Source organism: bacterium (assembly GCA_029210545.1).
Lineage (GTDB): Bacteria > BMS3Abin14 > BMS3Abin14 > BMS3Abin14 > BMS3Abin14 > JARGFV01.
The window spans coordinates 1-26,286 of sequence record JARGFV010000029.1; the positions used below are offsets into that span (position 1 = coordinate 1).

The 26,286-nt window shown below is 62.1% G+C and carries 24 protein-coding genes and 1 pseudogene; all 25 read left to right on the top strand.

Translation table 11 applies throughout. The features are described from left to right. On the top strand, nt 1–777 hold a 777-nt coding region (locus P1S46_04815), incomplete at its 5' end, for a hypothetical protein (GenBank protein ID MDF1535810.1). Between the two features lie 122 nt (nt 778–899). Then, nucleotides 900–1,481, top strand: coding sequence for a hypothetical protein (locus P1S46_04820; protein MDF1535811.1), 582 nt, complete (start codon nt 900–902; stop codon nt 1,479–1,481). A gap of 427 nt (nt 1,482–1,908) precedes the next feature. Further along, the gene (locus P1S46_04825; protein MDF1535812.1) at nt 1,909–2,046 is read left to right on the top strand and encodes a hypothetical protein; all 138 of its coding nucleotides are present in this window, start codon (nt 1,909–1,911) and stop codon (nt 2,044–2,046) included. A gap of 377 nt (nt 2,047–2,423) precedes the next feature. Next, nucleotides 2,424–2,552, top strand: a complete 129-nt coding sequence (locus P1S46_04830; protein ID MDF1535813.1) for a hypothetical protein — start codon at nt 2,424–2,426, stop codon at nt 2,550–2,552. A 488-nt stretch (nt 2,553–3,040) separates the two neighbouring features. Next, nucleotides 3,041–3,493: a division/cell wall cluster transcriptional repressor MraZ gene (gene mraZ, locus P1S46_04835; protein ID MDF1535814.1), complete on the top strand. Its 453-nt coding sequence runs from the start codon at nt 3,041–3,043 to the stop codon at nt 3,491–3,493. Nucleotides 3,494–3,505: 12 nt separating this feature from the next. After that, on the top strand, nt 3,506–4,444 hold the full coding sequence (rsmH, locus tag P1S46_04840) for a 16S rRNA (cytosine(1402)-N(4))-methyltransferase RsmH (protein MDF1535815.1): 939 nt from the start codon (nt 3,506–3,508) through the stop codon (nt 4,442–4,444). 420 nt (nt 4,445–4,864) lie between these two features. Continuing rightward, on the top strand, nt 4,865–5,188 hold the full coding sequence (locus P1S46_04845) for a cell division protein FtsL (GenBank protein ID MDF1535816.1): 324 nt from the start codon (nt 4,865–4,867) through the stop codon (nt 5,186–5,188). Beyond that, a complete protein-coding gene (locus P1S46_04850) occupies nt 5,185–7,152 on the top strand; it encodes a penicillin-binding protein (protein MDF1535817.1) in 1,968 nt (655 codons plus the stop codon). Before P1S46_04845 ends, P1S46_04850 begins: the two co-directional genes overlap by 4 nt. Nucleotides 7,153–7,429: 277 nt before the next feature. Next, nucleotides 7,430–8,899, top strand: coding sequence for a UDP-N-acetylmuramoyl-L-alanyl-D-glutamate--2,6-diaminopimelate ligase (locus P1S46_04855; protein ID MDF1535818.1), 1,470 nt, complete (start codon nt 7,430–7,432; stop codon nt 8,897–8,899). Then, nucleotides 8,896–10,320: a UDP-N-acetylmuramoyl-tripeptide--D-alanyl-D-alanine ligase gene (gene murF / locus P1S46_04860; GenBank protein MDF1535819.1), complete on the top strand. Its 1,425-nt coding sequence runs from the start codon at nt 8,896–8,898 to the stop codon at nt 10,318–10,320. Before P1S46_04855 ends, murF begins: the two co-directional genes overlap by 4 nt. A 1-nt stretch (nt 10,321) precedes the next feature. After that, nucleotides 10,322–11,404, top strand: coding sequence for a phospho-N-acetylmuramoyl-pentapeptide-transferase (gene mraY / locus P1S46_04865; GenBank protein MDF1535820.1), 1,083 nt, complete (start codon nt 10,322–10,324; stop codon nt 11,402–11,404). An 8-nt stretch (nt 11,405–11,412) separates the two neighbouring features. Next, nucleotides 11,413–12,807 (top strand): UDP-N-acetylmuramoyl-L-alanine--D-glutamate ligase, encoded by a 1,395-nt coding sequence (gene murD / locus P1S46_04870; GenBank protein MDF1535821.1) that lies wholly within the window; start codon nt 11,413–11,415, stop codon nt 12,805–12,807. Further along, the gene (ftsW, locus tag P1S46_04875) at nt 12,804–13,901 is read left to right on the top strand and encodes a putative lipid II flippase FtsW (protein MDF1535822.1); all 1,098 of its coding nucleotides are present in this window, start codon (nt 12,804–12,806) and stop codon (nt 13,899–13,901) included. The genes murD and ftsW overlap by 4 nt, the downstream gene beginning before the upstream one ends. After that, the gene (gene murG / locus P1S46_04880; GenBank protein MDF1535823.1) at nt 13,898–15,004 is read left to right on the top strand and encodes an undecaprenyldiphospho-muramoylpentapeptide beta-N-acetylglucosaminyltransferase; all 1,107 of its coding nucleotides are present in this window, start codon (nt 13,898–13,900) and stop codon (nt 15,002–15,004) included. The genes ftsW and murG overlap by 4 nt, the downstream gene beginning before the upstream one ends. Before the next feature lie 344 nt (nt 15,005–15,348). Then, nucleotides 15,349–16,716 (top strand): UDP-N-acetylmuramate--L-alanine ligase, encoded by a 1,368-nt coding sequence (gene murC / locus P1S46_04885; GenBank protein MDF1535824.1) that lies wholly within the window; start codon nt 15,349–15,351, stop codon nt 16,714–16,716. A 10-nt stretch (nt 16,717–16,726) separates the two neighbouring features. Then, the gene (gene murB, locus P1S46_04890; GenBank protein ID MDF1535825.1) at nt 16,727–17,659 is read left to right on the top strand and encodes a UDP-N-acetylmuramate dehydrogenase; all 933 of its coding nucleotides are present in this window, start codon (nt 16,727–16,729) and stop codon (nt 17,657–17,659) included. After that, a complete protein-coding gene (locus P1S46_04895; protein MDF1535826.1) occupies nt 17,652–18,563 on the top strand; it encodes a D-alanine--D-alanine ligase in 912 nt (303 codons plus the stop codon). The genes murB and P1S46_04895 overlap by 8 nt, the downstream gene beginning before the upstream one ends. Next, the gene (locus P1S46_04900; protein ID MDF1535827.1) at nt 18,560–19,459 is read left to right on the top strand and encodes an FtsQ-type POTRA domain-containing protein; all 900 of its coding nucleotides are present in this window, start codon (nt 18,560–18,562) and stop codon (nt 19,457–19,459) included. The genes P1S46_04895 and P1S46_04900 overlap by 4 nt, the downstream gene beginning before the upstream one ends. Then, nucleotides 19,446–20,681 carry a cell division protein FtsA gene (ftsA, locus tag P1S46_04905; GenBank protein ID MDF1535828.1) on the top strand — a complete coding sequence of 412 codons (1,236 nt, stop codon included), beginning with the start codon at nt 19,446–19,448 and terminating at the stop codon, nt 20,679–20,681. The genes P1S46_04900 and ftsA overlap by 14 nt, the downstream gene beginning before the upstream one ends. A 122-nt stretch (nt 20,682–20,803) precedes the next feature. After that, entirely contained in the window at nt 20,804–21,952 is a 1,149-nt protein-coding gene (ftsZ, locus tag P1S46_04910; GenBank protein ID MDF1535829.1) for a cell division protein FtsZ, read from the top strand. A gap of 5 nt (nt 21,953–21,957) precedes the next feature. After that, a complete protein-coding gene (locus P1S46_04915) occupies nt 21,958–23,451 on the top strand; it encodes a radical SAM protein (protein MDF1535830.1) in 1,494 nt (497 codons plus the stop codon). Nucleotides 23,452–23,593: 142 nt separating this feature from the next. Further along, on the top strand, nt 23,594–24,202 hold the full coding sequence (locus tag P1S46_04920; protein ID MDF1535831.1) for a Maf family protein: 609 nt from the start codon (nt 23,594–23,596) through the stop codon (nt 24,200–24,202). Nucleotides 24,203–24,308: 106 nt separating this feature from the next. Further along, nucleotides 24,309–24,560: pseudogene (locus P1S46_04925) on the top strand (BrnT family toxin). Continuing rightward, nucleotides 24,532–24,813 (top strand): CopG family transcriptional regulator, encoded by a 282-nt coding sequence (locus P1S46_04930; protein MDF1535832.1) that lies wholly within the window; start codon nt 24,532–24,534, stop codon nt 24,811–24,813. The pseudogene P1S46_04925 and the gene P1S46_04930 overlap by 29 nt, the downstream one beginning before the upstream one ends. 762 nt (nt 24,814–25,575) lie before the next feature. After that, nucleotides 25,576–25,998, top strand: a complete 423-nt coding sequence (locus P1S46_04935; GenBank protein ID MDF1535833.1) for a hypothetical protein — start codon at nt 25,576–25,578, stop codon at nt 25,996–25,998. Nucleotides 25,999–26,286: the final 288 nt, after the last annotated feature.

Below are 26,286 nucleotides of genomic sequence, written 5' to 3' on the forward strand. Positions count from 1 at the left end.
ACAGTTAGTGCATCTGGATTCAGTGATACATGGGATTACAGCCGCATCGGCGTCGATACTTCTCCAGGAGGTCGATGCGGCTTTTTCACTGTTGATCCTGCGGGTAATCGTACCGGAATGGATCCATTATCGGGAAGAATTTTAGTAGAGATTCCCCATTCTGGTTTCGGTGATGAGAGCGTTGAGAAAGCAACACCATATTACGTGTTGCTCATAAAAAGTCCCGTATCAGGCATCTTTGAAACTCATACTATAGGCATTACCGAAGGACAATTTGGAGTTAATTTTACCCTGATAAACCGTAGTGGAACAAAGAACAAACAAGCATTTGATTTCGAAGGCATTATCAAACCGGGAAGAGAGTATATATATCAGATTCAATACTCACCGGAGGTTGGTTCTGTAAATAGCGTAATACCGGCGACATATTTTTTTGGAGGATTCAAAAGTTCATCAGAAAAACGTGAAATTAACGTTTTTAATCGTAGAACTTCAGTGCCGGTAGCATTTACACTCTCCCGCCGGGATGGTAAACCAGCCAACGATATCAAGGCCAGACTTCACGTTCAAAGGATTTTTTCCATGAAGCCTTTCGGGGAGCCATTCGATGCCAGGCCTGCATCAGGAAAAAACGATGGCAACACCTTCCGCTTCGATCCTGAAAAGGAAGAATATATTTATTTGATGGACGCAAGTGATTTAGAGCGCGGAGTGTGGAAGCTGATCGTTCTCCTGGACGATGGATCACGGCAGACGACCTGGATTGGGATTGAATAGACAATACATAAATATTCAAATTTACCTGGGCACCTGGCGACAATACGTGCCTTCCGTCCCATCGCCCACTCCATCTTTTTCCAGAGAGACCTTGATGGGATCTGGCGGATCAGGGAGTACTGATGAATCCAAAGGCCAAAAAATACATCAGAAATTCGCTCATCCTGGCCTCATTGGTTGGGGTTTTCTGGGCGGTCCCGTTCATGAACATCATGCGGCTATACCCAGAATACCGTGGCCTTGTAGTTGACAGTGAAACTGGCAGGCCTATCGAGAAGGCGCAGGTTATAGCTATATATGAGTTTGAGATTGGAAGTCCGGGCGGACCGAGCTCTGCTTTCCTGAATTATTTTGCAACCTGGACGGATGGAAAGGGCAGGTTCAGGATCCCCCGGCGCCTTTATTTCAAGCTGCTCCTTTTCGGGTGGTTCGCGGAACACCCGAAAGTGGAAATTTTTAAAAATGGATATGGAAACTATCCCATGATTCTGCACGCTAGCGATTCCAAGGGTGAACTGGTTCAGGGGCCTCCCGGTTGGGATTATCCGGCTGCATGGCTTCCACCGAACAGAGACGTGGTCTTTCGCCTGCACATCTCAGAGACTCCTGATGATGAAAAAAGGCGGGAAAGGTCTGCGATATTCCTTTCTCACATTCCGTTGAAGGTGAGGCAAATACTTCAAGAAAAGGGTTTTGACATCTAGCTTCAGCTGTCGAATCCCCTAATTGGGAGGTAAAAATGCATATTTCCTTGCCAAACAAATTGCTGACATCTCATCACCATCATGAATAATGCGGGATAGGTGGGGCAAAAAAACGTGAGACCTGAATTATCCCGTTACCTGGAGAATCCTCCCGTTTAAAGAGCGAGAGATCCTTGGGGGACATCAACCCACAACGCTCGATCCATCCCCTGGAACCGTGATTGTGAACGGTGAGCAGGAGATCAACCCCTGTATGTATTGTGAATACACTTTGTGAAAGTTCCCATTAGTACCAGGTCTTTTGGCTTTAAATATACCTTGTGCATATTTTCTCAAGAAAATCCTTGACAGGGGGAGGGAAGCTTGTTATATATTACACAAGCTCGGAAGACGAAACCCGGTTCAGATGGTTAGGGAGGTAAATAAAATGCTGGAATTCATCACAATGCTTTCGGTTATCGCCATGGTTTTCTGCGCCGCGACAGTCTTCGTGGCCCTCCTGGCCGGCGGCCTCCTCAAGGTCAGCCGGGCTCTCAAGAGGAAAGAGGCGAAAGAGACGGCATAGCCATCTCGCCCCAGGCGATGGCAAAACGGGGAAGCCTTGCGGCTTCCCCGTTTTGCTGTGGGGTGAAGGAGGGGTAATCGGGAGGTAAGAGATAAGAGATAGGGGATAAGTGATAAGAGACAAGGACTAAGAACCAGGAACCCGGAACCAGTTCCTGCGGTCCGATATTCAGCCCAACTGACATTTTCTGACGCAATTTTTTCACTCTTTTCAGACCTATAAAAACTGACAACCCGATTCGGGGCACTAAAGTGATGTAATTTCAGAAAGTTACAAAAATGTAATAATCGCCGTTTTTTGGCATCGGGGTTGCAGATACAATACCGTAATCTGTTTGTATCGCATCGCACAGTCAGCAGAGTTCGGAGGATCATGAAATGGAAACCAGGACAGCAGCCTTTGATCGGAAAAGGGAAATCCTCATCGGGATGGGCTGGTTGTTTGCAGCCGGCGGCTACTTTCTCGCGTACCATCTCTTCTGGGATGTCCTGACTTCCCTCAGGTGACGATAACGGGCTGACAGCCCGATCGAAACTTGTTTTACCCCCACCCCACCCCCGGCCCGGGGCCGGTTTTCCGGCTCCGGGCCAACTTCGTTAAAATAGTCCGGAGTGCAGAACTGAAGCAGTGCAGAGTGCAGAGGACTGAGCCTCGGACTCTAAACTCTAAACTCTAAACTCTGTTTCCCCCACCTTCCCCCACCTTCTTGCGAAGCCATCAAATTAGGATAGATTCGCAAAAAGTCCAGGCGGGACTTTTCCTGGCTCGTTAATGTCCTGGGCGCCCCGCGCGGGGCGCATTGATGACTTTTTGTGAAGCCATCAATTATCGTTCCAAAATGGAATTCCCGGCCCATTTTCCCCTTCCCTATGGAGAATCCGGACATGTAGGTGATTCGCCATAACCATTTGAAAACCTGTTTGTTTCCTTGACAATAGGGTACCTCGACCGTATATTGTGGGGCGAAGTGGTAGAAAGTGGGGAAAGTCGGCAAATGAGCCAGGCACCTTTCCGCGGTCGATTCCAGCATGCCCTGGATGACAAGGGACGCCTCAGCATCCCCTCCAGGTTCCGGGATATCCTTGTCCAGGAGCACGACGGCCGCCTTGTTGTGACCAATCTGCCCCATTGTCTGGTGGCCTACACGCCAGGCCAGTGGGAGGCCATCGAATCCAGGTCCGACAAGCTCTCCACTGTCAAAAGCAACGTCCAGAGCTTTCTCCGCTTCTTCTACTCCGGTGCCACCGAGTGCGAACTGGATCGCCAGGGACGGATCCTCATCCCTCCCTCTCTCAGGGAAGCCGTCGGCCTCGATCGCCAGGTCGTGGTGGCCGGGATGCTGAACCGCCTCGAGATCTGGAGCCAGTCCAGGTGGGACGACGAGATGAAGAAGGCGGTGGAGAACTTCGACAATATCTCGGACGAACTGGCCGATTTCGGCCTGTAGATCGTGACCGGAATCGAGGCAACAGGAAGCCACTTTCCGGTCCTGCTGGAGGAGATCCTCGAGGGTCTCAATATCCGTCAGGGCGGAGTGTATCTCGACGGCACGGTGGGCGCCGGCGGGCATGCTGATGCCCTCCTGTCCAGGTATTCCGGAACCCGCCTCATCGGTCTTGATCGGGATCCCGCCGCGCTGGAAGCAGCCGGCGCCCGACTTGCGGTTTACGGCGACCGCGTGATCCTGGTTCACCGGGATTTCCGGTTCCTTAGCGATGCCCTCGACGAGACGGGGACCGGGGTGGTGGACGGCATCATCCTCGACCTCGGTGTGTCGTCCATGCAGCTGGATCAGGGCGACAGGGGGTTCTCTTTCACCCATGACGGCCCCCTTGACATGAGAATGGATCCCGGCAGCGGATCGCCGGCATCGGAACTGGTCAACGGGATGGATCCGCGAGATCTCGCCAATCTCCTTTTCCGCTACGGGGAAGAGAGGCGGAGCAGAGCCATTGCCGCGGCCATCGCCAGGGCGAGGGATGCCGGTCCCGTCGAGACGACGGCGCGCCTCGCGTCCATAGTCGCCGCCGTGCCGGGTATGGGGAGGATAAGGAATATCCACCCTGCCACCCGCACCTTCCAGGCTCTGAGGATCGCGGTCAACGACGAGTTGGCCGCCGTCGAGGATGCAGTGCCGGCAGGAGTAGGGCGGTTGGCGCCGGGAGGGCGGATGGCCGTCATCAGTTTCCATTCTCTCGAGGACAGGATCGTCAAGAGAGGGTTTAAGGGACTGGAAAAGCCGTGCCGGTGTCCCAAGGAGATGCCCGAGTGCCGGTGCGGCCTTGTCAGCGCGGGGAAGGTGATCACCAGGCGCCCCATCGTCCCGACGGAGCGGGAGGCCAGGGAAAACCCCCGCAGCCGGAGCGCGAAGCTGAGAGTGTTCGAGAAAAAACAGTAGTCAGTAGCCAGTAGGCAGTAGCCAGAATAAAACCTGAAATTCGCGATTTAACGGTGATGGACCCGCAAAAAGTCCATCAACGCGCCCCGCGCGGGGCGCCCAGATCAATGAACAGCCGCGCCTGGGAAGGGCGCCCGGATCGATGACCCGTGAAAACTGCCGCGCCTGGGAGAGGCGCCCGGATCGAGTGCCAATGGCTGTGTGTTCGATCCGTGAGGGAACCGAAAACCACGCTTTTCGGTTCCCGTTGAGCCAAAGTCTCGCACAGACTTTGGTGATCTATCAGCAGTCATTGTGAGGAAAGGGAAAACGACGCTTTTCCCTTTCCCCAGGACATTAATGAGCCAGGAAAAGTCCCGACTGGACTTTTTGCGACCATATCAACTGTGAACTGTAAATCGTGAACTGTGGACTGAAATCATGACAGTCGCCGCCGAAGCAAAAGCCAGACAGACCGAGCGCCTGAGCGCCAGGGGCGGCCTCCGGGATTTCGCCTTTCTCCTGCTTCTGGCCGCCCTGATCGGATGTGCCGTGTTCATGACGGCATTAAGGCGTGTGGCCTTCATCGAGATGGGTTACGAGATCAGGCAGCTCGAGAGGAAAGAGACGGAGCTCCTCCATCTCAAGAGCGAGATGGAGATTGAAAAGGCCATGCTTTCAAGCCCGGAGCGTATCGAGAGGGAGGCCCGGTCCAGGTTCGGATTGAGAGAGCCAGAACCCGGGCAGCTCAGGATCCTGCCATGAGACGGGATCATGGAAATGGCTGCCGGTGGGACGGGAATGTCCGGGCGCGCATCCGTTTCCTCGGATTCGTTCTTCCCCTGCTGCTGGTGCTGCCGGCAGCCAAGGCGTTCTATCTCCAGGTCTACCAGCAGGACGCTCTCTCCCAGTGGGCTGCCCGCCAGAGCCATATGGTCGAAAAGGTGGCCCCGTACCGCGGCGCTATCATCGACCGGAACGGACAGCCCCTGGCTATCAGCGTTCCCGTACCGTCCATCTACGCGGTGAGAGAAGAGGTGCAAACCAAGGCGGACGCGGCCGGAAGACTGTCAAGGGTCCTGGAGATGGACAGGAAGGCCCTGCTGCAGCGGCTTTCCAGGGGAAGCGGTTTCGTCTGGCTCAAGCGGCTCGTTGAGCCTGAGGTCGCCGAAAAGGTCCGGCAGATGGAGATCGCCGGCGTGGCCATCAGTACCGAGTCGAGGCGCTACTACCCCAATATGGATCTCGCCGGTGCCGTCCTGGGTTTTGTCGGAACCGACGGCGGACTCGAAGGCCTGGAACGCTCCCTGGAAGAGCATCTGCGCGGAGGGGACGGGATCAGGGTCCTGGATATGGACGCCAGGGGTAAAAGTCTCACTTCCGCCGATCCGTGGGAGCGCCATCCCGCCGCGGGAAACGCCGTTCAACTGACCCTGGACCGGAATATCCAGTTTTTCGTGGAGCAGAGTCTCAGGGAGGGCTGCGGCGGCGCCGGGGCGAAAGCCGGTGCCGCGGTCATCCTCGAATCGGCCACGGGCCGGATCCTCGCCATGGCGAGCTACCCGGGGTTCAACCCCAACGATTTTTCAAGTTACAGCCAGTCCCGTTATCGCAACCGGAGCATCAACTCCGTTTACGAACCGGGCTCGACCTTCAAGGTGATCACCGTGGCGGCCGCCCTGGATGAGAACGTCTTCGACGAGATGGACATCCTGTTCTGCGGCAACGGGAAGTTCGAGGTCGCCGACGTCGTGATCAACGATCACGTACCCCACGCGTGGCTTACCCTCATGGGGATCATCCGGAAATCCAGCAACATCGGGGCCAGCAAGATCGGCCTCGAGCTCGGGACCGAACGCCTGGGCAGGTACGTGAACGGTTTCGGGTTCGGACAGAAAACGGGGATTCTCCTCACCGGGGAGGGAAACGGGATCCTGCGCGGCGACAGGGAGTGGACCCAGGTGGACCTCGCAAACATCTCCTTCGGCCAGGGGCTTGGAGTGACCCCCCTCCAGATGGTCAACGCGGTCAATGCCATCGCCACCGGCGGCGAACTGCTGAGCCCCTACATCGTGGACCGGATAACCGCGCCGACGGGGGAACTGATCCTCAGGAACAGGCCTGGGATCGTGAGGAGGGTCATCACCCGGGACACGGCAGAAAAGTTGACCCGGATGATGGAGACGGTGACGGAACCTGGAGGTTCCGGGACCAGGGCGGCCATCGAAGGTTACGGAGTCGCGGGAAAGACGGGCACCGCCCAGAAGTTTGACCTCGAGGCCGGACGTTACTCCCTGGAGACTTTTACCGCTTCCTTCGTGGGGTTCACGCCGTCCCGGAAACCCGCGATCACGGCTATCGTGATCGTGGACGAACCGGAGATAGAGACCTACGGCGGTACCGTGGCGGCTCCCATCTGGGCCGACATGGTGAGCAAGACCCTCAAGTACCTGAACATCTCGCCCGACAGGGACGGAGGTGAGGGTCCCGATGGCGCGAAAAACGAGGGAAGATGGGCAGACGCCGTCAAGGATCGGGAGACGCCGGACCCGGCGGCCATGCCCGATCTCGCGGGGCTTACCCTGAGAGAGGCTCTTTCCAGGCTGGGAGCGTCCGGCGCGAAGGTCCAGGTCACCGGGACCGGGCTGGTCGTGAGCCAGGACCCGGGTCCCGGTGTCGACATCGGCGATGCGGTTTTACTGAAACTTCTGCCGAGGGCAGCGGGATGATGGGCTTTCTGAACGTCCATCAGGCAGCTCCCGCCGCAAGGCGGGAGCCGGGGTGGGGCTCAAAACAGCCCTCTTTCATTATTCTTTCCCTCCCCTGGGGGGAGGGAACTGAAGGGAGGGGGAAAACACCCCCCCTCACCCCGGCCCTCTCCCCTTCGACGCACTTTGTTTGCTCAGGACTGCGCCATGATTGGGAGAGGGAGAATGAGGTGGAAAGCGATCGTATTAGCCCCGCCTCGCAAACGGCTGGCGGAGAATTTTTTCGAGGTTATCATCGATGATGACCCTGGCAAAGCTCATGGAGGGGATCGAGGGGATCAGGATCCTCGGTGACGGGTCGATCCCGGTCCGTTCCATCCGGTACGACTCCAGGAGGGTGTCGCCCGGGGACCTTTTCGCGGCTATCAGGGGTGAACATTTCGACGGGACACGGTTCATAAAGGATGCCGCCGACAGGGGAGCCGCGGCTTTCCTCGTACCTGAGGGGGCAGACCGCCGCGTGGAGGGAACCTACGCTTTTGCCGGGGACGTTCGCCGGGCCCTCGCGCTGGCCTCGAGGAACCTGTTCGACGATCCTTCCTCCAGGCTCAAGGTCGTGGGGATCACGGGCACCAACGGCAAAACGACCACCTCCTACATAATCCACGGCATCCTGGAGGGAAACGGGATCTCCGCCGGACTCATCGGAACGGTTCAGTACCTCGTGGGCGGGCAGGTCATCAGCGCCGCCAGAACGACACCCGAGGCGCCCGACCTTTACGGCCTCATGGACGGGATGGTCAAGGCCGGAAGTTCCGCCTGCGTCATGGAAGTTTCTTCTCACGCCCTGACACTTAGCAGGATCCAGGGGGTGAGCCTGGAGGTCGCCGTTTTCACGAACCTCACACGTGACCACCTTGATTTTCACAGGGACATGGAGGCGTACTTCCGGGCGAAGGCGGCCCTGTTCGAAACCCCGGGAGTCCGCCACCGGGTGGTGAACCGGGACGACACTTACGGGAAGCGTCTTCTGGACGAGCTCGGTGTACAGGTCCTGACCTACGGAATGGCCGATGCCGACATCGTTCCCGTCGGTGAGATCCGGGGAGGGGACCGGGGCACCAGGTGTACCCTCTCGACTCCCTGGGGACAGGTGGAGGTGAACACGTCCCTTCCGGGCGATTTCAACCTCTACAACGTCATGGCGGCCACCGCGGCGTGCGGTCTCCTCGGCCTTACCAGTGAACAGATCGGGCGGGGGCTGGCCGTGGTGGGAAACGTCCCTGGAAGGTTCGAAAAGGTGGATCGAGGGCAGCCCTGGGCGGCCATCGTGGACTACGCCCACACACCGGATGCCCTGGAGAACCTCCTGGCAAACACCAGGAAGCTCACCGCTGGAAGGGTCCTCGTGGTGTTCGGCTGCGGCGGGGACAGGGACAGGAGCAAACGGCCCCTCATGGGAGAAGCCGCAGGGCGCCTCGGAGACGTCGTCTACGTGACCTCCGACAACCCCAGGAGCGAGGACCCGTCGGCCATCATCGACGACATCATGGAGGGCCTGGCTCATCCCGCCGGCAAGGTCGTGAGGGTCGAGGACAGAAGAGAGGCCATCGCAATGGCGGTGGCGGAGGCCAGGGAAGGGGACATGGTGGTGGTTGCCGGCAAGGGTCACGAGAACTACCAGATCATCGGCCAGCGCGTTCTGCCCTTCTCCGACGTGGACGAACTTTCCCACGCCATCGGGAAGGCTGCCGGGGGAACGTCGTGATCCGTTTTCACCTCAGGGATATCCTCAGGGGGACAGGGGGCGCCCTGATCACCAGCGCCGTGGGGCCCGAAATGTACACGGGGATATCGACGGACAGCCGGACCGTTGCCCCGGGCGAGGTGTTCTTCGCCCTGAGGGGCGAGAAGCACGACGGTCACGACCACCTCAAGGATGCGTGGAAAGCAGGAGCGGTCCTGGCCGTGGTGGATCGCCGGTTTCCCATGAATGCCGGGATGATGGCCCCCATACCCCTCGTGGTGGTGGACGATACGGTAAAGGCGCTCCAGGGCCTCGCCGCCCTGTGGCGTGTCCGCCACCCGATGCCGGCCCTGGCGGTGGTGGGCAGCGCGGGGAAGACGACGACCAAGGAGATGACGGCGGCCGTGCTGGGGACAGCGGGACCGTGCCTGAAGAACATCGGGAACCTGAACAACCACATAGGGCTCCCCCTTTCCATCCTGGAGATGGCCGATTTCCACCGTTACGCAGTGCTGGAGATCGGGACCAACATGCCGGGGGAGATCAGGCAGCTGGCGTCGATCCTCGGGCCGGAAGGGGCGATCCTGACGCGGATCGGCTGGGCCCACCTCGAAGGGTTCGGGGACCACGAGACGCTGCTGGCTGAAAAGCTGTCGATCCTGGATGCCCTTCCGGGGGACGGATGGTGTGCCGTCAACGCCGGGGATCCCAACCAGGCGTCGGTCCCGGCAAGGGCGGCGTGCAGGGTCGTTACGTACGGTATCGGCACGGGGGAGGTGCGGGGGAAAGACCTGGTTATTTCGGAATGTGAGAGCGCCTTCACCCTGGTGAGCCCCTCGGGGAGCGAGCGGGTGCGGCTTTGTGCCTTCGGCGTCCACTTCGTAGAGAACGCGCTGGCTGCGGCGGCCGGTGTCCTCCCCCTGGGGATCCCGATAGAGCAGGTGGCCGGCGGGCTGGCTGGATGGAGGCCGGCCCGGCAGCGCGGCGGGATCATCTCCCCCATGCCGGGAGTGCGCTTTATCGACGACACCTACAACGCCAACCCGTTGTCAGTGGAGACGGCCCTGGCGAACCTGGCCCGTCTGAGCAGCGAGGGGGTGACGGTGGCCGTTCTCGGGGAGATGAAGGAACTGGGGGCTTACCACGAAGAGGGCCACCGCCTCGTGGGGCTCAAAGCCGCCCGGATGGGTATCGATTACCTCATCGCTGTAGGCGAGGTCGCTCCCCTGATCGTGGAAGGGGCCTTGCGCGGCTCCATGGAGCGTTCACGGGTGATGGAATGCGGCACCATCGGAGAGGCGGTCAAGGCCGTCGAACCGCTGCTGACGAGCGGTGTATGGGTCCTGTTCAAGGGATCAAGGGCGGCCAGGGTCGAAGAGGTCATGGAGCCGTTTGTCGGCAGCGGGGACAACGGGGCGCTGGCCGGATCGGGAGGCATCTGAGTTGCTCTATAAACTGTTCACCAGCTTAAGGGCGGTCGACCCCGGGTTCGACGTGTTCCGGTACATCACTTTCCGGACCGCCCTTTCGGTGCTGACCGCCCTCGGACTGAGCTTCATCCTGGGTCCCTGGATCATCGGCCGCCTGAAAACCGTCCAGCCCGGCAACTACGTCCGGGAGTACCTGCCCGAAGGACACGTCCTCAAGGCGGGGGTCCCCACCATGGGCGGGCTGCTCATCTTCCTGGCCATCGTCTTTTCGACCCTCCTGTGGGCGGACCTTTCCAACCGCATGGTGTGGGTGGTCCTGCTGACCTTTACCGGGTTCGGGCTGCTGGGCCTCGCGGACGACATGCTCAAGCTCTACGGCAGGAAGAAAAAGGGGCTGGCCATCAGGACCAAGTTCACGGCGCAGCTGGTCCTGGCTGCCCTCATAGGCTTTTACCTTTACGCCTATCCCACGGGCAAGTGGGGCCACTTCCTGCAGCTGCCCTTCTTCAAGGAGGCCCTGATCGACCTCGGCTGGATCTATATTCCCTTCGTGGTCCTGGTCATCATCGGCACCTCCAACGGAGTGAACCTGACGGATGGGCTCGACGGCCTTGCCATCGGCCCGGTGATGTTCGCTTCGGCGGCCTTCGCCCTGCTCGTCTACCTGACGGGCCACGCCAGGTTCGCCGAGTATCTCCAGATCGTTTTCGTGCCCGAGGCGGGTGAACTGGCGATCTTCGCGGGGGCCATGGTGGGAGCCAGCCTCGGGTTCCTGTGGTTCAACACCTACCCGGCCCAGGTGTTCATGGGGGACATCGGTTCCCTGTCCCTCGGTAGCGCCCTGGGCGTGCTGGCCGTCATCGGGAAGCACGAGATCCTCCTGGTCCTGGTAGGGGGGCTGTTCGTCCTGGAGACCCTGAGCGTCATCATCCAGGTCATCAGCTTCCGCCTGTTCGGCAAAAGGGTCTTTCTCATGGCCCCGCTCCATCACCATTTCGAGAAGAAGGGGTGGCCGGAACCCAAGATCATCGTCCGGTTCTGGATCATCTCCATTATCCTGGTGCTCATCTCCCTGAGCACCCTGAAGCTGAGGTAGGCGCCGGCGTGAGCTTGAGAGACCGAAGAGACCCCATGGGCGGGATCATCGAACAGGGCGGGCCTGTCCTCGTGGCGGGCCTGGGGCGATCCGGCATGGCGGCGGCCAACCTGCTGGTACGTCACGGCTGCCGGGTGGAGGTGAGCGAACGGGCCGCGCGCGACAACTTCACCCTGGACCTTTCCGGGCTGGATCCCGCCGTGACGGTCCACTGGGGCGGGCATCCCGAAAATCTGTTCGGGCGGTTTCCCCTGGTCGTGGTCAGCCCGGGCGTTCCCGGGGACCTGGCGGCCCTGGAGCATGCGTCCGGCAAGGGAGCCCTCGTCATCGGGGAGATGGAACTGGCCTACAGGCTGACCACCGAGCCGTGGGTGGCTGTCACCGGCAGCAACGGAAAATCCACCACGGTGACCCTCATCGACCTCATGGCAAAGGAGGCGGGTCTCCGGGTGGCCACCGGCGGCAACCTCGGCACACCCGTGACCTCCTTTGTAGGCCAGACCGGGGTATACGCATTCATCGTGGCGGAGGTGTCCAGCTTCCAGCTCGAGACGGTTGACACCTTCCACCCCGCCATCGGAGCCCTGCTCAACCTCTCGCCGGACCACCTCGACCGGCATCCCGGGCTTACGGAGTACGTTGAGGCCAAGGCCAGGCTGTTTGCCAACATGGGGGCCGGCGACTGGGCAGTCCTCAACGCGGACGACAGCCGGGTGCTGGAAGAGACGGGAAAGATCGCTGCTGGCCGGTTCCCCTTCAGCCGGACCAGGCTCCTCGACGAGGGCGGTTTCGTCCGGCAGGGCCGCCTGGTGATCCGGGACGAAGGGAAGGAACACGGGATCATGAAATCGCGGAACATCCTGATCCCCGGTCACCACAACCTGGAGAATGCCCTCGCCGCGTCCGCCATCGCCTGGAAAATGGGAGTTCCGGTCACGGCCATGGAGAAGGCCCTGAGGGCTTTTGCCGGTCTCGAGCACAGGATGGAGCTCGTCGGCTATTTCCGCGGAGTCCCGGTCTACAACGATTCCAAGGGCACCAACGTGGGGGCCACCGTGAGATCCCTCGAAGGGCTCGGGGGCAGGGTCGTCCTCATCCTGGGAGGCAAGGACAAGGGGACCTCCTACGAGCCGCTGGTGGAACCGGTGCGGCGCAAGGTCAGCCACCTTATCCTCCTCGGTGAGGCTGCCGACAGGATGGAAGAGGCGCTGAAGGGGGCGGCTCCCATCACCAGGGTAGACACTGTCGAGGATTCGATGAGGATCGCGGTCCAGCACGCCCGCCCCGGCAGCGAGGTCCTGTTCTCGCCGGCCTGCTCGAGTTTCGACATGTTCAGCAGCTATGAAGAGCGCGGGCTGGTTTTCAAGGAAGCGGCGCGGAAATACATGGGGATGGGGGTATGAGGCACCTGAGGCTGGACCCCACCATTGTCATCGCCGTCCTGGCCCTCGCGGTCCTCGGGACGGTGATCGTGTTTTCCGCCAGCGCGGTCCGGGCCGACAACGAGCATGGAGGAGACGGGTACTATTACTTCAAGCGCCAGCTCTTTTTCCTGGGGGCGGGCCTCGTCGCCCTCCTGGTGGGCGCCGCGATCCCCTACCATTTCTGGGAGGCCGGAGTGATCCCGCTCCTCGGGGCGACCATCCTGCTCCTTGGGCTTGTGCTGACTCCCCTCGGGCACACGGCCAACAGCGCGTCGCGCTGGTTCCGGGTCGGGCCCGTATCTCTCCAGATCGCCGAGTTCGCTAAAATGGTCGTGGTGATCTACCTGGCCCGTTACCTTTCGTCGAGGGGTGACCGGATCCGTGAGGACCCGAAAACCCTCCTGCCGCCCCTGGCGGTCATGGCCGTCATCTTTTTCCTGGTCGTACGCGAGCCGGACCTGGGAACAGCCATCTTCATCGGCCTGCTCGGATGCGCCATGCTCTTCCTCTCGGGCGCGACGATGCGTGTCATGACAGGGCTGGGGCTGGCCGCGGCACCGGTGGTGGCCTACCTCATCTATACGCAGAATTTCCGGGTCCAGCGGATGAAGGCGTTCCTCGACCCCTTCAAGGAGTACGACGGCTCCGGGTTCCAGCTTGTGCAGTCCTACGTGGCCTTCGGCGACGGTGGACTTTTCGGCAAGGGCCTCGGCGCGGGGAAGAGCAAGCTGTTCTTCCTGCCGGAGTCCCACACGGACTTCATCCTGGCCGTTATCGGGGAGGAGTTGGGGTTCATCGGGGTTGCCGCGGTCCTGTGCCTCTTCGCGGTGTTCATCGTCAAGGGGATGGGGGCGGCTTCATCGGCCCCGGACGGTTTCGGCTCCATGCTGGGAGCGGGGCTGACCCTGATGATCGGGATCCAGGCCCTCATCAACGGCATGGTGGTCCTCGGCCTCCTTCCCACCAAGGGGCTGCCCCTGCCGTTCATCAGTTACGGAGGGTCCTCCCTGCTGACCTCCATGATGGCGGCGGGGATCATCCTGAACGTCGCGGGAAGGAGCCGGGAGCTGTGAGGCTCGTGATCGCCGGAGGCGGGACCGGCGGACACCTGTTCCCGGGCGTGGCGCTGGCAGCCGAGTTTACGCGGCGCGCGGGGGACGTGGAGGTCGTTTTCATCGGTGCCAGGCACGGCCTGGAATCCAGGGTGATCCCAGCCCTCGGGTACGAGCTGGTCACCCTCCCTGTCCGCGGCGTCGTGGGCGGCGGGTTCTTCCGGGGAATGACGAGGGCCATGGCCCTTCTCTGGGCGGCCCTGAGAGCTTACCTGGTCCTCGGCCGTCTCAAGCCGGACCTGGTGGTGGGTGTGGGAGGGTACGCGTCGGTGCCGGCCGTGATGGCGGCCGCCGCCAGGGGCATCCCCAGGTCGATCCTGGAACAGAACGTCATGCCGGGGAAGGCCAACCGCGTCCTGGCCCACATGGTCCAGAGGATCTACCAGGGATTTGCCAGCCGCACCGAGGTGTTCCCCGTGGAGAAGACGGTGGTGACCGGCAACCCGATCAGGGAAGAGGTGCTCCCCCCGGCGGGCATGGTCCGGCCGGCCGGCCGCCGGAACCTCCTCATCCTGGGAGGGAGCCAGGGAGCCAGGCAGGTCAACGGACTCGCCCTCGGGTTCGTGCCCAGGCTCCTCGCGGATTTTCCGGGCATGAAGGTCATCCACCAGACCGGCCCGGCCCACGAGGAGATCGTCCGGCAGGGGTACCGGGAGGCGGGGGCGGAGGTGGAGATCGTCCCGTTCATCACAGAGATGGCCGACGCCTACGCCAGGGCCGACCTGTGCCTGTCGCGGGCGGGAGCCATGTCGATCTCCGAACTGGCCGCCGCGGGGCTCCCGGCGCTCCTCATACCGTACCCCGACGCGGCGGGCGGCCACCAGGAAGCCAACGCGAGGTGGTTCGAGGAACGAGGCGGCGCCATCGTTGCCAGCCCGGAGGAGGCGACCTCCGAACTGGTTTACAAAAAGCTGGCCCGCCTGATGGGCACGACCGGCCGCCTGGAGGAGATGGCCGACGCCTCCCGGCGGGCCGGGACAAGGGACGCCGCGAAAAGGATCGTGGAAGAGGAACTGGGGAGGATCGGGTTCCCGGGCCGCGGGGGCGCGGGGACGGAACGATAAGACGGACGCGGAGACACGGGGACACGGGGACACGGAGACACGGGGCGAAAAACCTCGGCTGGCCGACTGGGAGATTTGGAGAAAAATACGTCCGTCATTGCGAGCCGGTTCCAAGCGAAGCAATCTCAGGCTCTATGGCACTGAGGCCCGGATTTTAACGCAGAGTACGCGAAGGAACGCAGAGGGAAACCTGGATCCAGGGGGAAGAACAGGGAAAAACAGGGAGATGGGAGAAAAGGGTGGGGAGAAGCAGAGAGCAGAGAGCAGGGAATAGCAGGTCTTTTGACCTTTCCCTCCTCCCTTCTGCCTGACGACCGTTTATTGAGGAGTCATCAGTGGTCAAACTGAGAAAGACAAAGCACCTTCACTTCGTCGGGATCGGCGGCATCGGGATGTCGGGCATCGCCGAGGTGCTGGCCAACCTGGGCTACACCGTCAGCGGTTCGGACCTGGTTTCCGGTGACACGATTCGGCGGCTTACCGGGTGTGGCTGCCTGGTGTCCGTGGGCCACAGCGCCGGCAACATCGAAGGGGCCGACGTCGTGGTGATCTCGTCGGCGGTAAAAAGCGACAACCCCGAGGTGCAGGCCGCCAGGCAGGCCGGCATCCCGGTGATCCCAAGGGCCACCATGCTAAACGAACTGATGCGCATGAAGTACGGCATCGCCGTCGCCGGTTCCCACGGCAAGACCACGACCACCTCCATGGTGGCCGGGATCATGGCCGAGGCGAAACTTGATCCCACCGTCGTGATCGGCGGCAAGCTGGACAGCCTGGGGACCAACGCCCGCCTGGGCGAGGGCGATTACCTGGTGGCGGAGGCGGACGAGAGCGACGGCTCCTTCCTCCAGTTGACCCCGACCATCGCCGTCGTCACCAACATCGACAACGAGCACATGGACCATTACGGCACCTTCGACGCCCTGCGGGCTGCGTTCCGGAAGTTCCTGGACAAGGTCCCCTTCTACGGGAGGGCCGTCCTCTGCCTGGACGATGCGGAGGTGGCCGGGATGCTCTCCGACCTGGAGCGGCCCCACGTCACCTACGGCCTTTCGGCGCAGGCCAACGTCTGTGCCTCGGACATCCGGTACGAGGGGTTTGCCTCCTCCTACACCGCCTCCCTGGACGGGAGAGCGCTCGGCCGGGTCTCTCTCCCCGTCCCGGGCCTGCACAACATTTACAACTCCCTGGCCGCCATCGCGGTGGGCCTGGAGCTGGAGGTCCCCTTCACCGTCATCGCTGCGGCGCTTTCCGGCTACGCGGGGACCCAGCGCCGGTTCCAGAAAAAGGGGGAGGCCGGGGGCGTGGCCGTCTACGACGATTACGGCCATCACCCCTCGGAGATCAAGGCCACCCTCGAGGCGGCCAGGCAGGGCTGGAAGGGGAGGGTCGTGGCCATGTTCCAGCCCCACAGGTTCAGCAGGACCCGGGACCTGCTCCCCGATTTCGGAACGGCCTTCCACAACGCCGACAAGGTCCTGGTGTGTGATATCTACGCGGCCGGCGAGGACAGCATCGGGAACCTGACGGGCAGGGACGTGGCCGGGTGCATCTCCAGCCACGGTCACCGGGGGGCGGAGTTCGTGGGAAGCTGTGCCGCCGCGGTGGATCGGGTCATGGAGATCCTCGAGGACGGTGACATGGTGATCACCCTGGGAGCCGGGGATATCTGGAAAGCGGGAGAGATCCTCCTCGAAAGGATGAAAGTATAAAGGAGTGAAGGTGGAAGAGATCAGGGGAAGGATCATCGGGAGCGGGTTTACCGGCGAGTTGAGGCTGGATGAACCCCTGGCCGGCCACACCTCCCTGCGGGTGGGCGGTCCGGCATCCCTGTTCGCCCTTCCTGCCGGGGTCGGGGACCTGGTCCTCATCCTCGCGCTCCTTGCCGGGGAGAAGGTCCCGTGGATGGTCCTCGGGGGCGGCACCAACGTGGTTTTTGCCGATGAAGGTTACCACGGATGCGTGATCCACCTTTCGCGGGAGGTCCGTGGGTGGGGCGGTATCCGCAGGGACAAGGAGATGCTGGAGGCGGGAGCCGCGGCTTTGATGCCCAATGTGGTCTCCCGCGCCGCCCGGGAGGGGCTTGCGGGCCTCGAGTGCCTGGCGGACATCCCCGGCACGGTGGGAGGCGCCTTGCGCATGAACGCGGGGACCAGGTCGGGACAGATGGCTGACGTCGTGGAGCAGGTCCGGCTGCTCGAAGGAACCGGCGACAGCGATGGCGGCGGACAGGGCGCACGCTGGGTGCCCGGTTCCGGGATCGGTTTTGCCTACAGGAGTTCGGGACTGACTGCCGGCCAGATCGTCCTGGCGGTGAGGTTCCGGCTCAAGCCCGACGATCCCGACGCTGTCCGCGCCAGGGTGACGGAACAGGCCCGGCTGAGGAGGAAAAGCCAGCCCCTGGGAGCGGCCAGCGCTGGGTGCTGGTTCAAGAACCCGGCGGGGGACAGCGCGGGACGGCTCATCGACGCGGCGGGCCTTATCGGGATGACCTGCGGCGGAGCCCGGGTTTCCGACGTCCACGCGAACTTTCTCGTCAACACCGGGTCGGCCACAGCGGCGGATTTCCTCGAGCTTGCCGAGATGGTCAGGCAGGGTGTCCGCGAGCGGTTCGGGATCGAACTGGAGGACGAGGTAAGGGTGATCCATGGATAAGAATCTCGCAAAAGTCGCGGTTCTCATGGGCGGGAATTCCGCGGAGCGGGAGGTCTCCCTGGTCACGGGAAGCTCGATCCTGGAGGCGCTGGGGGAAGGCGGGCGCGAAGCCGTCGGGATCGACACCGCCGGCCCCTGGGCCGAGGAGATGCGCCGGGAAGGGGCCGGTGTCGCCTTCATCGCCCTTCACGGCAGGGGCGGGGAGGACGGCACGATCCAGGGAGCCCTGGAACTCATGGGGATCCCCTTCACGGGCCCGGGGGTCCTGGCTTCGGCTCTGGCCATGGACAAGATCATGACCAAACGGGTCCTTATGGCCTGCGGGATCCCGACCCCCGGTTTCGTGGAGCTGGGGCCGGGAAGCTACGACATGCCCATCATGATGGGATTTCCCGTGGTGGTCAAACCCAACCGTGAGGGTTCCACCATAGGGATCTCGGTTGTCCGGGAGGCAAGGGACCTTCCGGGGGCGATCCGCACCGCCGCCGCCCACGACCCCGACGTCCTGGTAGAAGCTTTCGTGGAAGGGGACGAACTCACGGTGGGAGTCCTCAACGGTGAACCCCTGGCCGTGGTGCAGATCGTTACGGCCACCGGTTTTTACGATTACGAGACCAAGTACGTCACGGGCGCGGACGATTACCGGGTTCCCGCTCCCATCGGCTTTGAGGCTACGCTGAAAGTCCAGGAGATGGCCGGCCTCTCCGCGCGGGCGCTGAGGTGCTGCGGTGCGGTGCGGGTGGATATCCGGGGCGCCGGAGAGCGGTACGAGGTGATCGAGGTGAACACGATCCCGGGGATGACGCCCACGAGCCTGCTGCCGAAATCGGCGGCGGGGGCCGGGATCGATTTCGTGAGCCTGGTCCTCGGGATGCTGGACGCGGCGGGAGAGGGCAGCCGGTGAAGACGAAGCTAACCAGGACGAACAGGAAGGCGGTCGCCGCGGCCGGGAAAAGGCCGTCGGTGAAGGGCAAAAAGCCGGTCAATACCGGCGCCGTCACCCGCCACTACGTGGTGCGGACCTGGTGGGTCCTCCGGGGCACGGTCCTGGGAGCCGTGTTCCTGGGAGTCCTGTACGGCGGCTACCTCGGCGTCCTTCGGTTCGTCGGCCTGGAATCCCTCTCGGTGAAGAACATCACCATCGAAGGGTGCCGGAAGATGTCCCCGGAAAGCATCCTCACCCTGTCGGGCGTCAACAGGGGAGAGCCTCTTCTCAAGGTCGACCTGGCCGAGGTCCGGGCCCGGGTCCTGCGCCACCCTGCTGTCAGGGACGCCACGGTCGTGCGCGAGCTCCCCGACACCCTGAGGATCTCGGTCCAGGAGAGGTCCCCCGTGGCCGCCCTCATGGGCTACGACTATTCCCTGGTGGACGCCGAAGGGGTCGTCGTGGAGCGTGTCCCGGTCTACCCGGGCGGGTATCCGCTGATCACGGGCTCGGCCGGATCCGCACAGCCCGGCCGCAAGGCGGCGGAGACTCTCCCGGCCCTCGAGGTGCTCGGCAGGCTCACGGCCTCCGGGCTCGTGGGAGCGGACCGGATCAGCGAGCTCATGACGGGAGAGGACACGGTCAGGGTCTCCCTCATGGGGAGCGGCACCGTGCTGGTCTTCTCGAAGAAAAACATCCAGGCCCAGGTGGGCAGACTCGCCCGCCTCGTCGAGGCAGGCGCCTTCGACCCGCGATCGGCAGGCTACGACCTGAGGTTCGAGGGACGCGTCATCGGCATGGCGGAAAAAAAGGAACATGCGGGGAGCGGACGGACAGCTTCCCCCGCGGGAGGTAGATCTTATGGCCAAGGGTAGGGAAAGGATCGTCGTTGGCCTTGATGTCGGCACCACCAAGATCTGCGCGGTGGTGGCAGCTGTGGCCGACGGCGGGAGATGCGAGATCGTGGGTATTGGGACCACGCCGTCCAAGGGACTTCGCAAGGGAGTGGTGATCAACATCGATTCCACCGTGGACTCCATCAAGAAGGCGGTGGAAGAGGCCGAACTCATGTCCGGTGTCCCCATACAGGGGGTCTACGCGGGGATCGCGGGCGGACACATCAAGGGGTTCAATAGCCACGGCGTGGTGGCGGTCAAGAACAGGGAAGTCTCCCGGAAGGACATCGAGAGGGTCATCGATGCGGCCCAGGCGGTCGCCATGCCCCTGGACCGCGAGGTCATCCACATCCTGCCCCAGGAGTACATCGTCGACGACCAGGACGGCATCGTCGATCCCCTGGGGATGTCGGGTGTCCGCCTCGAGGCCCGGGTGCACATCGTCACCGGGGCCGTCACTTCGGCCCAGAACATCATCAAGAGCTGCCACCGCGCGGGCCTGGACGTGCTGGACATCGTCCTGGAGCCCCTGGCGGCCGCCGACGCGGTGCTGACCGAGGAAGAGAAGGATCTCGGGGTCGCCCTCGTGGACATCGGCGGCGGCACCACCGACGTGGCCATCTTCGGGGGCGGGAGTATCAAGCACACCGCGGTGCTGGCGCTGGGAGGCGTCAACCTCACCAACGACATCGCCTACGGCCTGAGGACGCCGGCCACCGAGGCGGACAAGATCAAGAGGCTGTACGGCTGCGCCCTGGTGGAGATGGTGAAGGAAGACGAAATGGTCGAGGTCCTTTCCGTGGGCGGCCACAAGCCGAGGTCGGTCTCGCGGGTCGCCCTCGCGGAGATCATCGAGCCGAGGGCCGAGGAGTTCTTCGACCTCATCAACAGGGAGATCCTCAAGTCCGGCTACGACGACCGCATCGCCTCGGGGGTGGTCCTCACCGGCGGGACGGTGATCATGCCGGGGATGACCGAACTGGCAGAGCAGGTCTTCAACCTGCCGGTGCGCCTGGGCAACCCCATGAACATCGGCGGCCTCGTGGACGTGGTGAACAGCCCCATGTACGCCACGGCCGTCGGTCTCGTGAAATACGCGTCCACCCATACCAGCGAAGGGGGCGGGTTCGGGACCAACGAGTCCCGGATCTTCGAGAAGATCCTCGTCAAGATGAAGGGGTGGCTGAAGGAGTTTTTCTAACAATTTCAAATTTCAAGTTTCAAATTTCAAGGAGGGAACGCGGACTGTTTGAAATCTGAAATGTGAATTTTGAAATCAACGAGAGCGGTTCGGGGCCGCTCGAGTTCACGGGAGGTGAACGGATGTTTACATTTGTGGAAGACAGCAGGGACCTCAAGGCCCGGATAAAGGTCGTTGGGGTGGGGGGCGGCGGCGGGAACGCCCTGAATACGATGATAACGTCCCGCCTGAAGAACGTGGAGTTCATCGCGGCCAACACCGACGCGCAGGCCCTCAAGACGTCCCTTGCGGCCACGAAGATCCAGCTGGGCCTGGAGGTGACGCACGGCCTGGGCGCCGGGGCCGACCCGGAGGTCGGCCGGAGGTCGGCCGAGGAGAGCGAGAGCTTTCTCCGCGAGAGCCTGGCCGGGTGCGAGATGGTCTTCGTCACCGCCGGGATGGGCGGCGGCACCGGCACCGGCGGGGCCCCCGTGGTCGCGAGGATCGCGAAGGAGTCGGGGGCGCTAACGGTGGGGGTGGTCACGAAGCCCTTCGGCTTCGAGGGCAAGGTGAGGCTGAGGAACGCCGAAGACGGCCTGGAGGAGCTGCGCAAGGCCGTGGACACCCTCATCGTCATCCCCAACGACAGGATCTTCTCGGTCATCAAGCACGGCGCCAGGGCGGGGGACGCTTTCGCCATCGTGGACGACGTCCTCAACTGCGCCGTCAAGGGGATCAGCGACCTCATCACCAAGCCGGGCCGGATCAACCTGGACTTCGCCGACGTCAAGAGGGTCATGGAAGGCAAGGGCAGGGCCCTCATGGGGACCGGCATCGCGGGCGGCGACGACCGTGCCGCCGAGGCCGCGCAGACGGCGATCTCCAGCCCCCTCCTCGAGGACAACAGCATCGACGGGGCCACCGGCGTCCTCATCAACATCACGGCCAGCAAGGATGTCGGGATCCAGGAGATACAGCATGCCTCCTCCATCATCCAGAGCGCCGTCCACGAGGAGGCCGAGATCATCTTCGGCTGGGTGGAGGACGAAACCATCGGCGACGAGCTCATGGTCACCGTCATCGCCACCGGTTTCGGGCGGGAGCCCGGGAGCCGCGGGGGCGTCACCGCGACGGGTTACCGCAAGGAGCGCCGGAACGACATGGAGATCCCGGCCTTCGTGCGCAAGTCCGAGTTCGAGCAGAAGTCCGACACGGTCAGGCGCCCGTCCGTGGCCCTTATCGAGGAGGAGGAGTTCGAGGTGCCGGCCTTCCTGAGGCGCCAGGCGGACTGACCCAGGTGTCGTCCGGGACCGCCGAGGCGGAAACCTGGATCTCGCCGCCCCCCCGAGGCGGCGGGGTGCCGGTGGCCGTGGCCTACCCCAACAGCTACCGGGTGGGCATGTCGAACCTCGGGTACCAGGCGGTCCTGGGGGCGTTCCTGCGGCACCCGGGCTTCGACGCCAGAAGGGTGTTCTGGGACGGCCGGGCCCTCACCTTCCCCGACGGGGGCCGAAACCTGGATGACTTCGCAGCGGTAGCCTTTTCCGTTTCCTACCAGCCGGACCTTGTTCACCTCCCCCGGATGCTGGAAACGGGAAAGGCCCCTTCAGGAAAGGCCGCCCACGGGCCGATCGTCATCGGCGGCGGCGTCGCCCTGACCATCAACCCCGAAACTTCGGCCTCCTGGTTCGACCTGGTGGTCCTCGGCGACAGCGAGCCGGTCCTGCCTGCCATCATGGACGGGATCCTGGCCTCGCACCGGGACGGCGCCGGCCTTAACGAAAAGCTCTCCTCCCTTGACGGCATCTACATCCCCGATCAGCGCCCGCGCACCGTGAAGCCGATCTTTCTCAAGGACCTGGACACCCGGCCGGCCCGCCCGGCCGTGCTCTCGAAAAGCTCGGAGTTCGGGGAGCTGTATCCCGTCGAGATCTCCAGGGGGTGCTCAGCCGGCTGCCGGTTCTGCGCCGCCGGGACCGTGTGCGGGCCCGTGCGGTTCCTGGGGTTTGACACCTTTGTCCGGGAAGCGGGCAGAGGGCTTACGTTCCGACACAAGATAGGCCTCGTAGGTACGGCCGTCTCTTATCACCCCCGTCTCGAAGAGATGGCCGTCTTCACACTGGAGGAGGGAGGAACCTTCTCTCCCTCCTCCATCCGCGCCGAGAGGATCACCCCCCGGCTCGCGGCCCTGCTGGCAAGGGCCGGGCACCGCACGGTGTCCCTCGCGCCCGAGGCGGGAACCGAGAAGCTCCGGTCGGCGGTGGGAAAAGGTTTTTCCGACGGCCTTTTCCTCGAAAAGGCGGGGATCCTCCTCGAAGCAGGCATCCCCAACATCAAGCTTTACTTCATGGCGGGGCTCCCAGGCGAGGAGGACGCGGACATGGCCGGGATCGTGGATCTCGCTGCACGGCTGCGCGACCTCATGGTCCGGCACGGCCGGAGCCGCGGCAGGGTCGGGACGGTCACGGTGAGCGTCAACCCCTTCGTGCCCAAACCCCGCACGGCTTTCGAGCGGATGCCCATGGCGGAAGAGTCGGCCCTGACCCGGCGGCTGAAGATGGTCCGGAAAGGGCTCGGACCGGTGGGCGGGGTCAGGGTCCAGACGGGCTCCGTGAGGGGGGCCTGCCTGGACGCGCTGCTCTCCCTGGGCGGCCGGCAGGTGGCCACCGTGCTGGACAAGCTGCCTCCCGGCGGTGTATCAATAAAACGCCTGGTTAAGATCTTCCCCGAAGCGGAGCAGGTTCTGTTCGGCCGCGGAGAAGGGGAGATGCCCTGGAGTTTTATAAAATAAAGTGGAAAGTGGAATAAAGAGCTGGAAGATGGAAGGTGGAAGGTGGAAGAAATCGTTTGAACCTTGCCTTGCTTCCCCATTCCGACTTCCCTGTTCCCTCTTCCTCATTCCCAATTCCCTTTGCCCTCTTCGAGGAAAAACAATGCCTGTAAGTTTTACCAAGCGCCTGTTCCGACGCAAGAAGCTCATCCTGGCCTCCGGTTCGCCCAGGCGGAAGGAGCTCATGGACCTCACGGGCCTGAAATACCAGGTCATTACCCCCACTGTGAGCGAGAGGGTCCACCCCGAGGAGGCGCCCAGGGACCACGTGCAGCGCCTGGCCCTGGAAAAGGCCATCAGCGTGGCGGCCAACAACCCGGACGACGTGGTGTTAGGGTGCGACACCATCGTCGTGGTGAACGGCCGCGCCATCCTCGGAAAGCCCCGCAACAAGAAAGAGGCCAGGGAGATGCTGACTCAGATCGCCGGGCGGGAGCACACCGTGCTGTCGAGCGTGGTGGCCGTGTGGCACCGCAGGGGCAAGCAGCGCGCGGTGACGGTGGAAACCCGCGTGCGGGTCAAGCAGATCGAGGAGTGGGAGATGAACTGGTACCTCGACAGCGGCGAGCCCATGGACAAGGCGGGGGCGTATGCCATCCAGGGGAAGGGGGCGATCTTCATAGAGGGGATCGTGGGGAGCCATACCAACGTCATAGGGCTGCCGCTGATGGAGACGGTGATGTTGCTGAGAAGTTTCGGGGTACGGCTCTAGGCAATTCCAGATTCCGAATTCCAATTAAAAGCATTTACCGCAGGGTACGCAGCGCGGCCAGCTTAAGGCCGCTCCGCCCGGCTTCATCACGCCAAGGGCGTGACTCCGCCAAAATCAAGCCAGGCATGGAGTCTCTTTCGGCCTGGCTCAACGGGCCTTTCTTGATTCGAAGCGCGTCATTGCGCAGGATGTCAGCCATAGTACGGTTGAAAAGAGGTTTTATTGCATGGGCCGAGTGCAGGGAGGCATCCTCACGGTGCAGTTCACTTACAGGGAAAAGCTGATCCGCATCATCGGCGTTGGATACTGGAGGAAAGGCAGAAAATTTTATGAAGAAGAAAATAAAATACACAGATGAGCCGTTGGGCGATCTGGCGGTCATCGAAGACTTCCTGCCCCCGCCGGAGGAACTGGTGCTCAAGGAGGATAATGTCAAAGTCACCATTTCCTTGAGCAGGTCGAGCGTCGAATATTTCAAGTCCGTGGCCAAGGACAATCAAACCCAGTACCAGAAGATGATCCGGAGCGTACTGGACCATTACGCTTCAAAATATCGACAGGGCAATGAGGCCGGAAGTTCCGGCAAGAAGAAACAGCACCGGATTGGCTGACAGGCCCTGTCCTGGGGAGGCAAACCGCAGACTCTTGACCCTGGCATGCCACGCCTCAGTCACACCTGCGGCGTGACTACGGCGGGACCCTGGACCCCGGTCTTCCCTTAATGCGTACGTGAGTGATGGCGTAAGGTCTGATCTCTGCTGCGCACGCACGCTTCACGCACACATGGCAAACCTTTGGAACTGCCATTCCCTCCGGGGCTACATGCTACCCTTTCTTTTTCGGCTGCTTGTCCCTGGCGTTTTTGATCTTCTGGTCATGTTTCTTGTTCAGCTGTTTCTTGTTCTTGTCCTTGTCTTTCTTGCCCTTGTCTCCCATTGCCTGCTCCCTTTCTGTCTGGAAGTTATTAATCCGCCGGGCTCTTCATGATGTCGGCCCCCGGATTCTTACTATCCGGGAAGATTAAAGGAAAATGGATGAGGATGATAGACCCGAAATCCGCGATTGGTTTTAAACAGTCCCCGGTCGGGGGGTCTGAGTGGTCATATCTTCCCTTCGTGGTGATCGGGCAGCCCGGTTCGCCGCACGGTGTCACCAATTTGGTCCGGAGCCCCGACCGGGAAGGCCCAATCGGCGGATTTCGGGTATGGCATCACGAACCGGAAAGGACGACAACCGGTCCCGCTACCGGGCAACGGCAGTTGAATGTTCTTCATCCGGATTGGCCCTTATCTTGCTGGATACCGTAGTCAGGGTCGCGGTTATCAATCGAGGATCAACGCTGTCTTGAGAAAGTACGTGGAAGCGCAGACGCAGTGATCCGAGTAGTAAAAGCGTGGGGTCTACCTGAGGCAGTTGCTTTCACCACCGATCCCGCCTACGATCCGGCGGGACGGGCCAACCCGGTGGGGCTCCACATCGACCGTTACGTGGACCACTGGGCTTACTGGAACCCGGCGGCCGCCCCGGCGACGGCCGACACTGCCGACGACGAGCCGTTTCTGCCCCTGGGCGACCCCCTCCTCAAGCAGCTCGGGGATGTCTTTGACAACGACGTGGCAAGTACAGTCTCCAGTCTTATCGTGTGCACCACCTGCCACAACCCCCACGGGACGGATCTGTATGTTACCGGTAAAACCCCCGGTCGCCTGGATAGCCAGATCATGGTTCCGGATAATGACATGCTCAGGATAAGAGATGATGGCGGGGGCCTGTGTGTCGCGTGCCATGAGGATTAATTGCAGTGTAAAGTGCGGGGTAATGCTAAAAACAGCCAGTGCCAAGGGATTTTGTACTGAACGCACCTCGCACATTATATGGAAGTTATTGGCCGGAGGGGAAAAACCATCTGGACATGTTTGCAGGGTGGCTGGGTGACCTGTGATCGCCTGAACAAAGAACCAGGTGCTATCAATCGAGTCGGAGGGGGAGTCACATCCCCCGTCCTCTCACACCACCGGGCATACGGTTCCGTACCACGGCGGTTCACGCAGCACATTGAAGCTTTCGCAGTTGACTTTGCAGCG

Bases quoted from the DNA above. Each gene is read 5' to 3' on its own strand.
- P1S46_04820 (MDF1535811.1), top strand. From the start codon at position 900: ATGAATCCAAAGGCCAAAAAATACATCAGAAATTCGCTCATCCTGGCC.
- P1S46_04830 (MDF1535813.1), top strand. From the start codon at position 2,424: ATGGAAACCAGGACAGCAGCCTTTGATCGGAAAAGGGAAATCCTCATC.
- mraZ (MDF1535814.1), top strand. From the start codon at position 3,041: ATGAGCCAGGCACCTTTCCGCGGTCGATTCCAGCATGCCCTGGATGAC.
- ftsZ (MDF1535829.1), top strand. From the start codon at position 20,804: ATGTTTACATTTGTGGAAGACAGCAGGGACCTCAAGGCCCGGATAAAG.
- ftsA (MDF1535828.1), top strand. From the start codon at position 19,446: ATGGCCAAGGGTAGGGAAAGGATCGTCGTTGGCCTTGATGTCGGCACC.
- P1S46_04920 (MDF1535831.1), top strand. From the start codon at position 23,594: ATGCCTGTAAGTTTTACCAAGCGCCTGTTCCGACGCAAGAAGCTCATC.
- P1S46_04855 (MDF1535818.1), top strand. From the start codon at position 7,430: ATGATGACCCTGGCAAAGCTCATGGAGGGGATCGAGGGGATCAGGATC.
- P1S46_04895 (MDF1535826.1), top strand. From the start codon at position 17,652: ATGGATAAGAATCTCGCAAAAGTCGCGGTTCTCATGGGCGGGAATTCC.
- P1S46_04930 (MDF1535832.1), top strand. From the start codon at position 24,532: ATGAAGAAGAAAATAAAATACACAGATGAGCCGTTGGGCGATCTGGCG.
- P1S46_04850 (MDF1535817.1), top strand. From the start codon at position 5,185: ATGAGACGGGATCATGGAAATGGCTGCCGGTGGGACGGGAATGTCCGG.
- ftsW (MDF1535822.1), top strand. From the start codon at position 12,804: ATGAGGCACCTGAGGCTGGACCCCACCATTGTCATCGCCGTCCTGGCC.
- P1S46_04825 (MDF1535812.1), top strand. From the start codon at position 1,909: ATGCTGGAATTCATCACAATGCTTTCGGTTATCGCCATGGTTTTCTGC.
- P1S46_04845 (MDF1535816.1), top strand. From the start codon at position 4,865: ATGACAGTCGCCGCCGAAGCAAAAGCCAGACAGACCGAGCGCCTGAGC.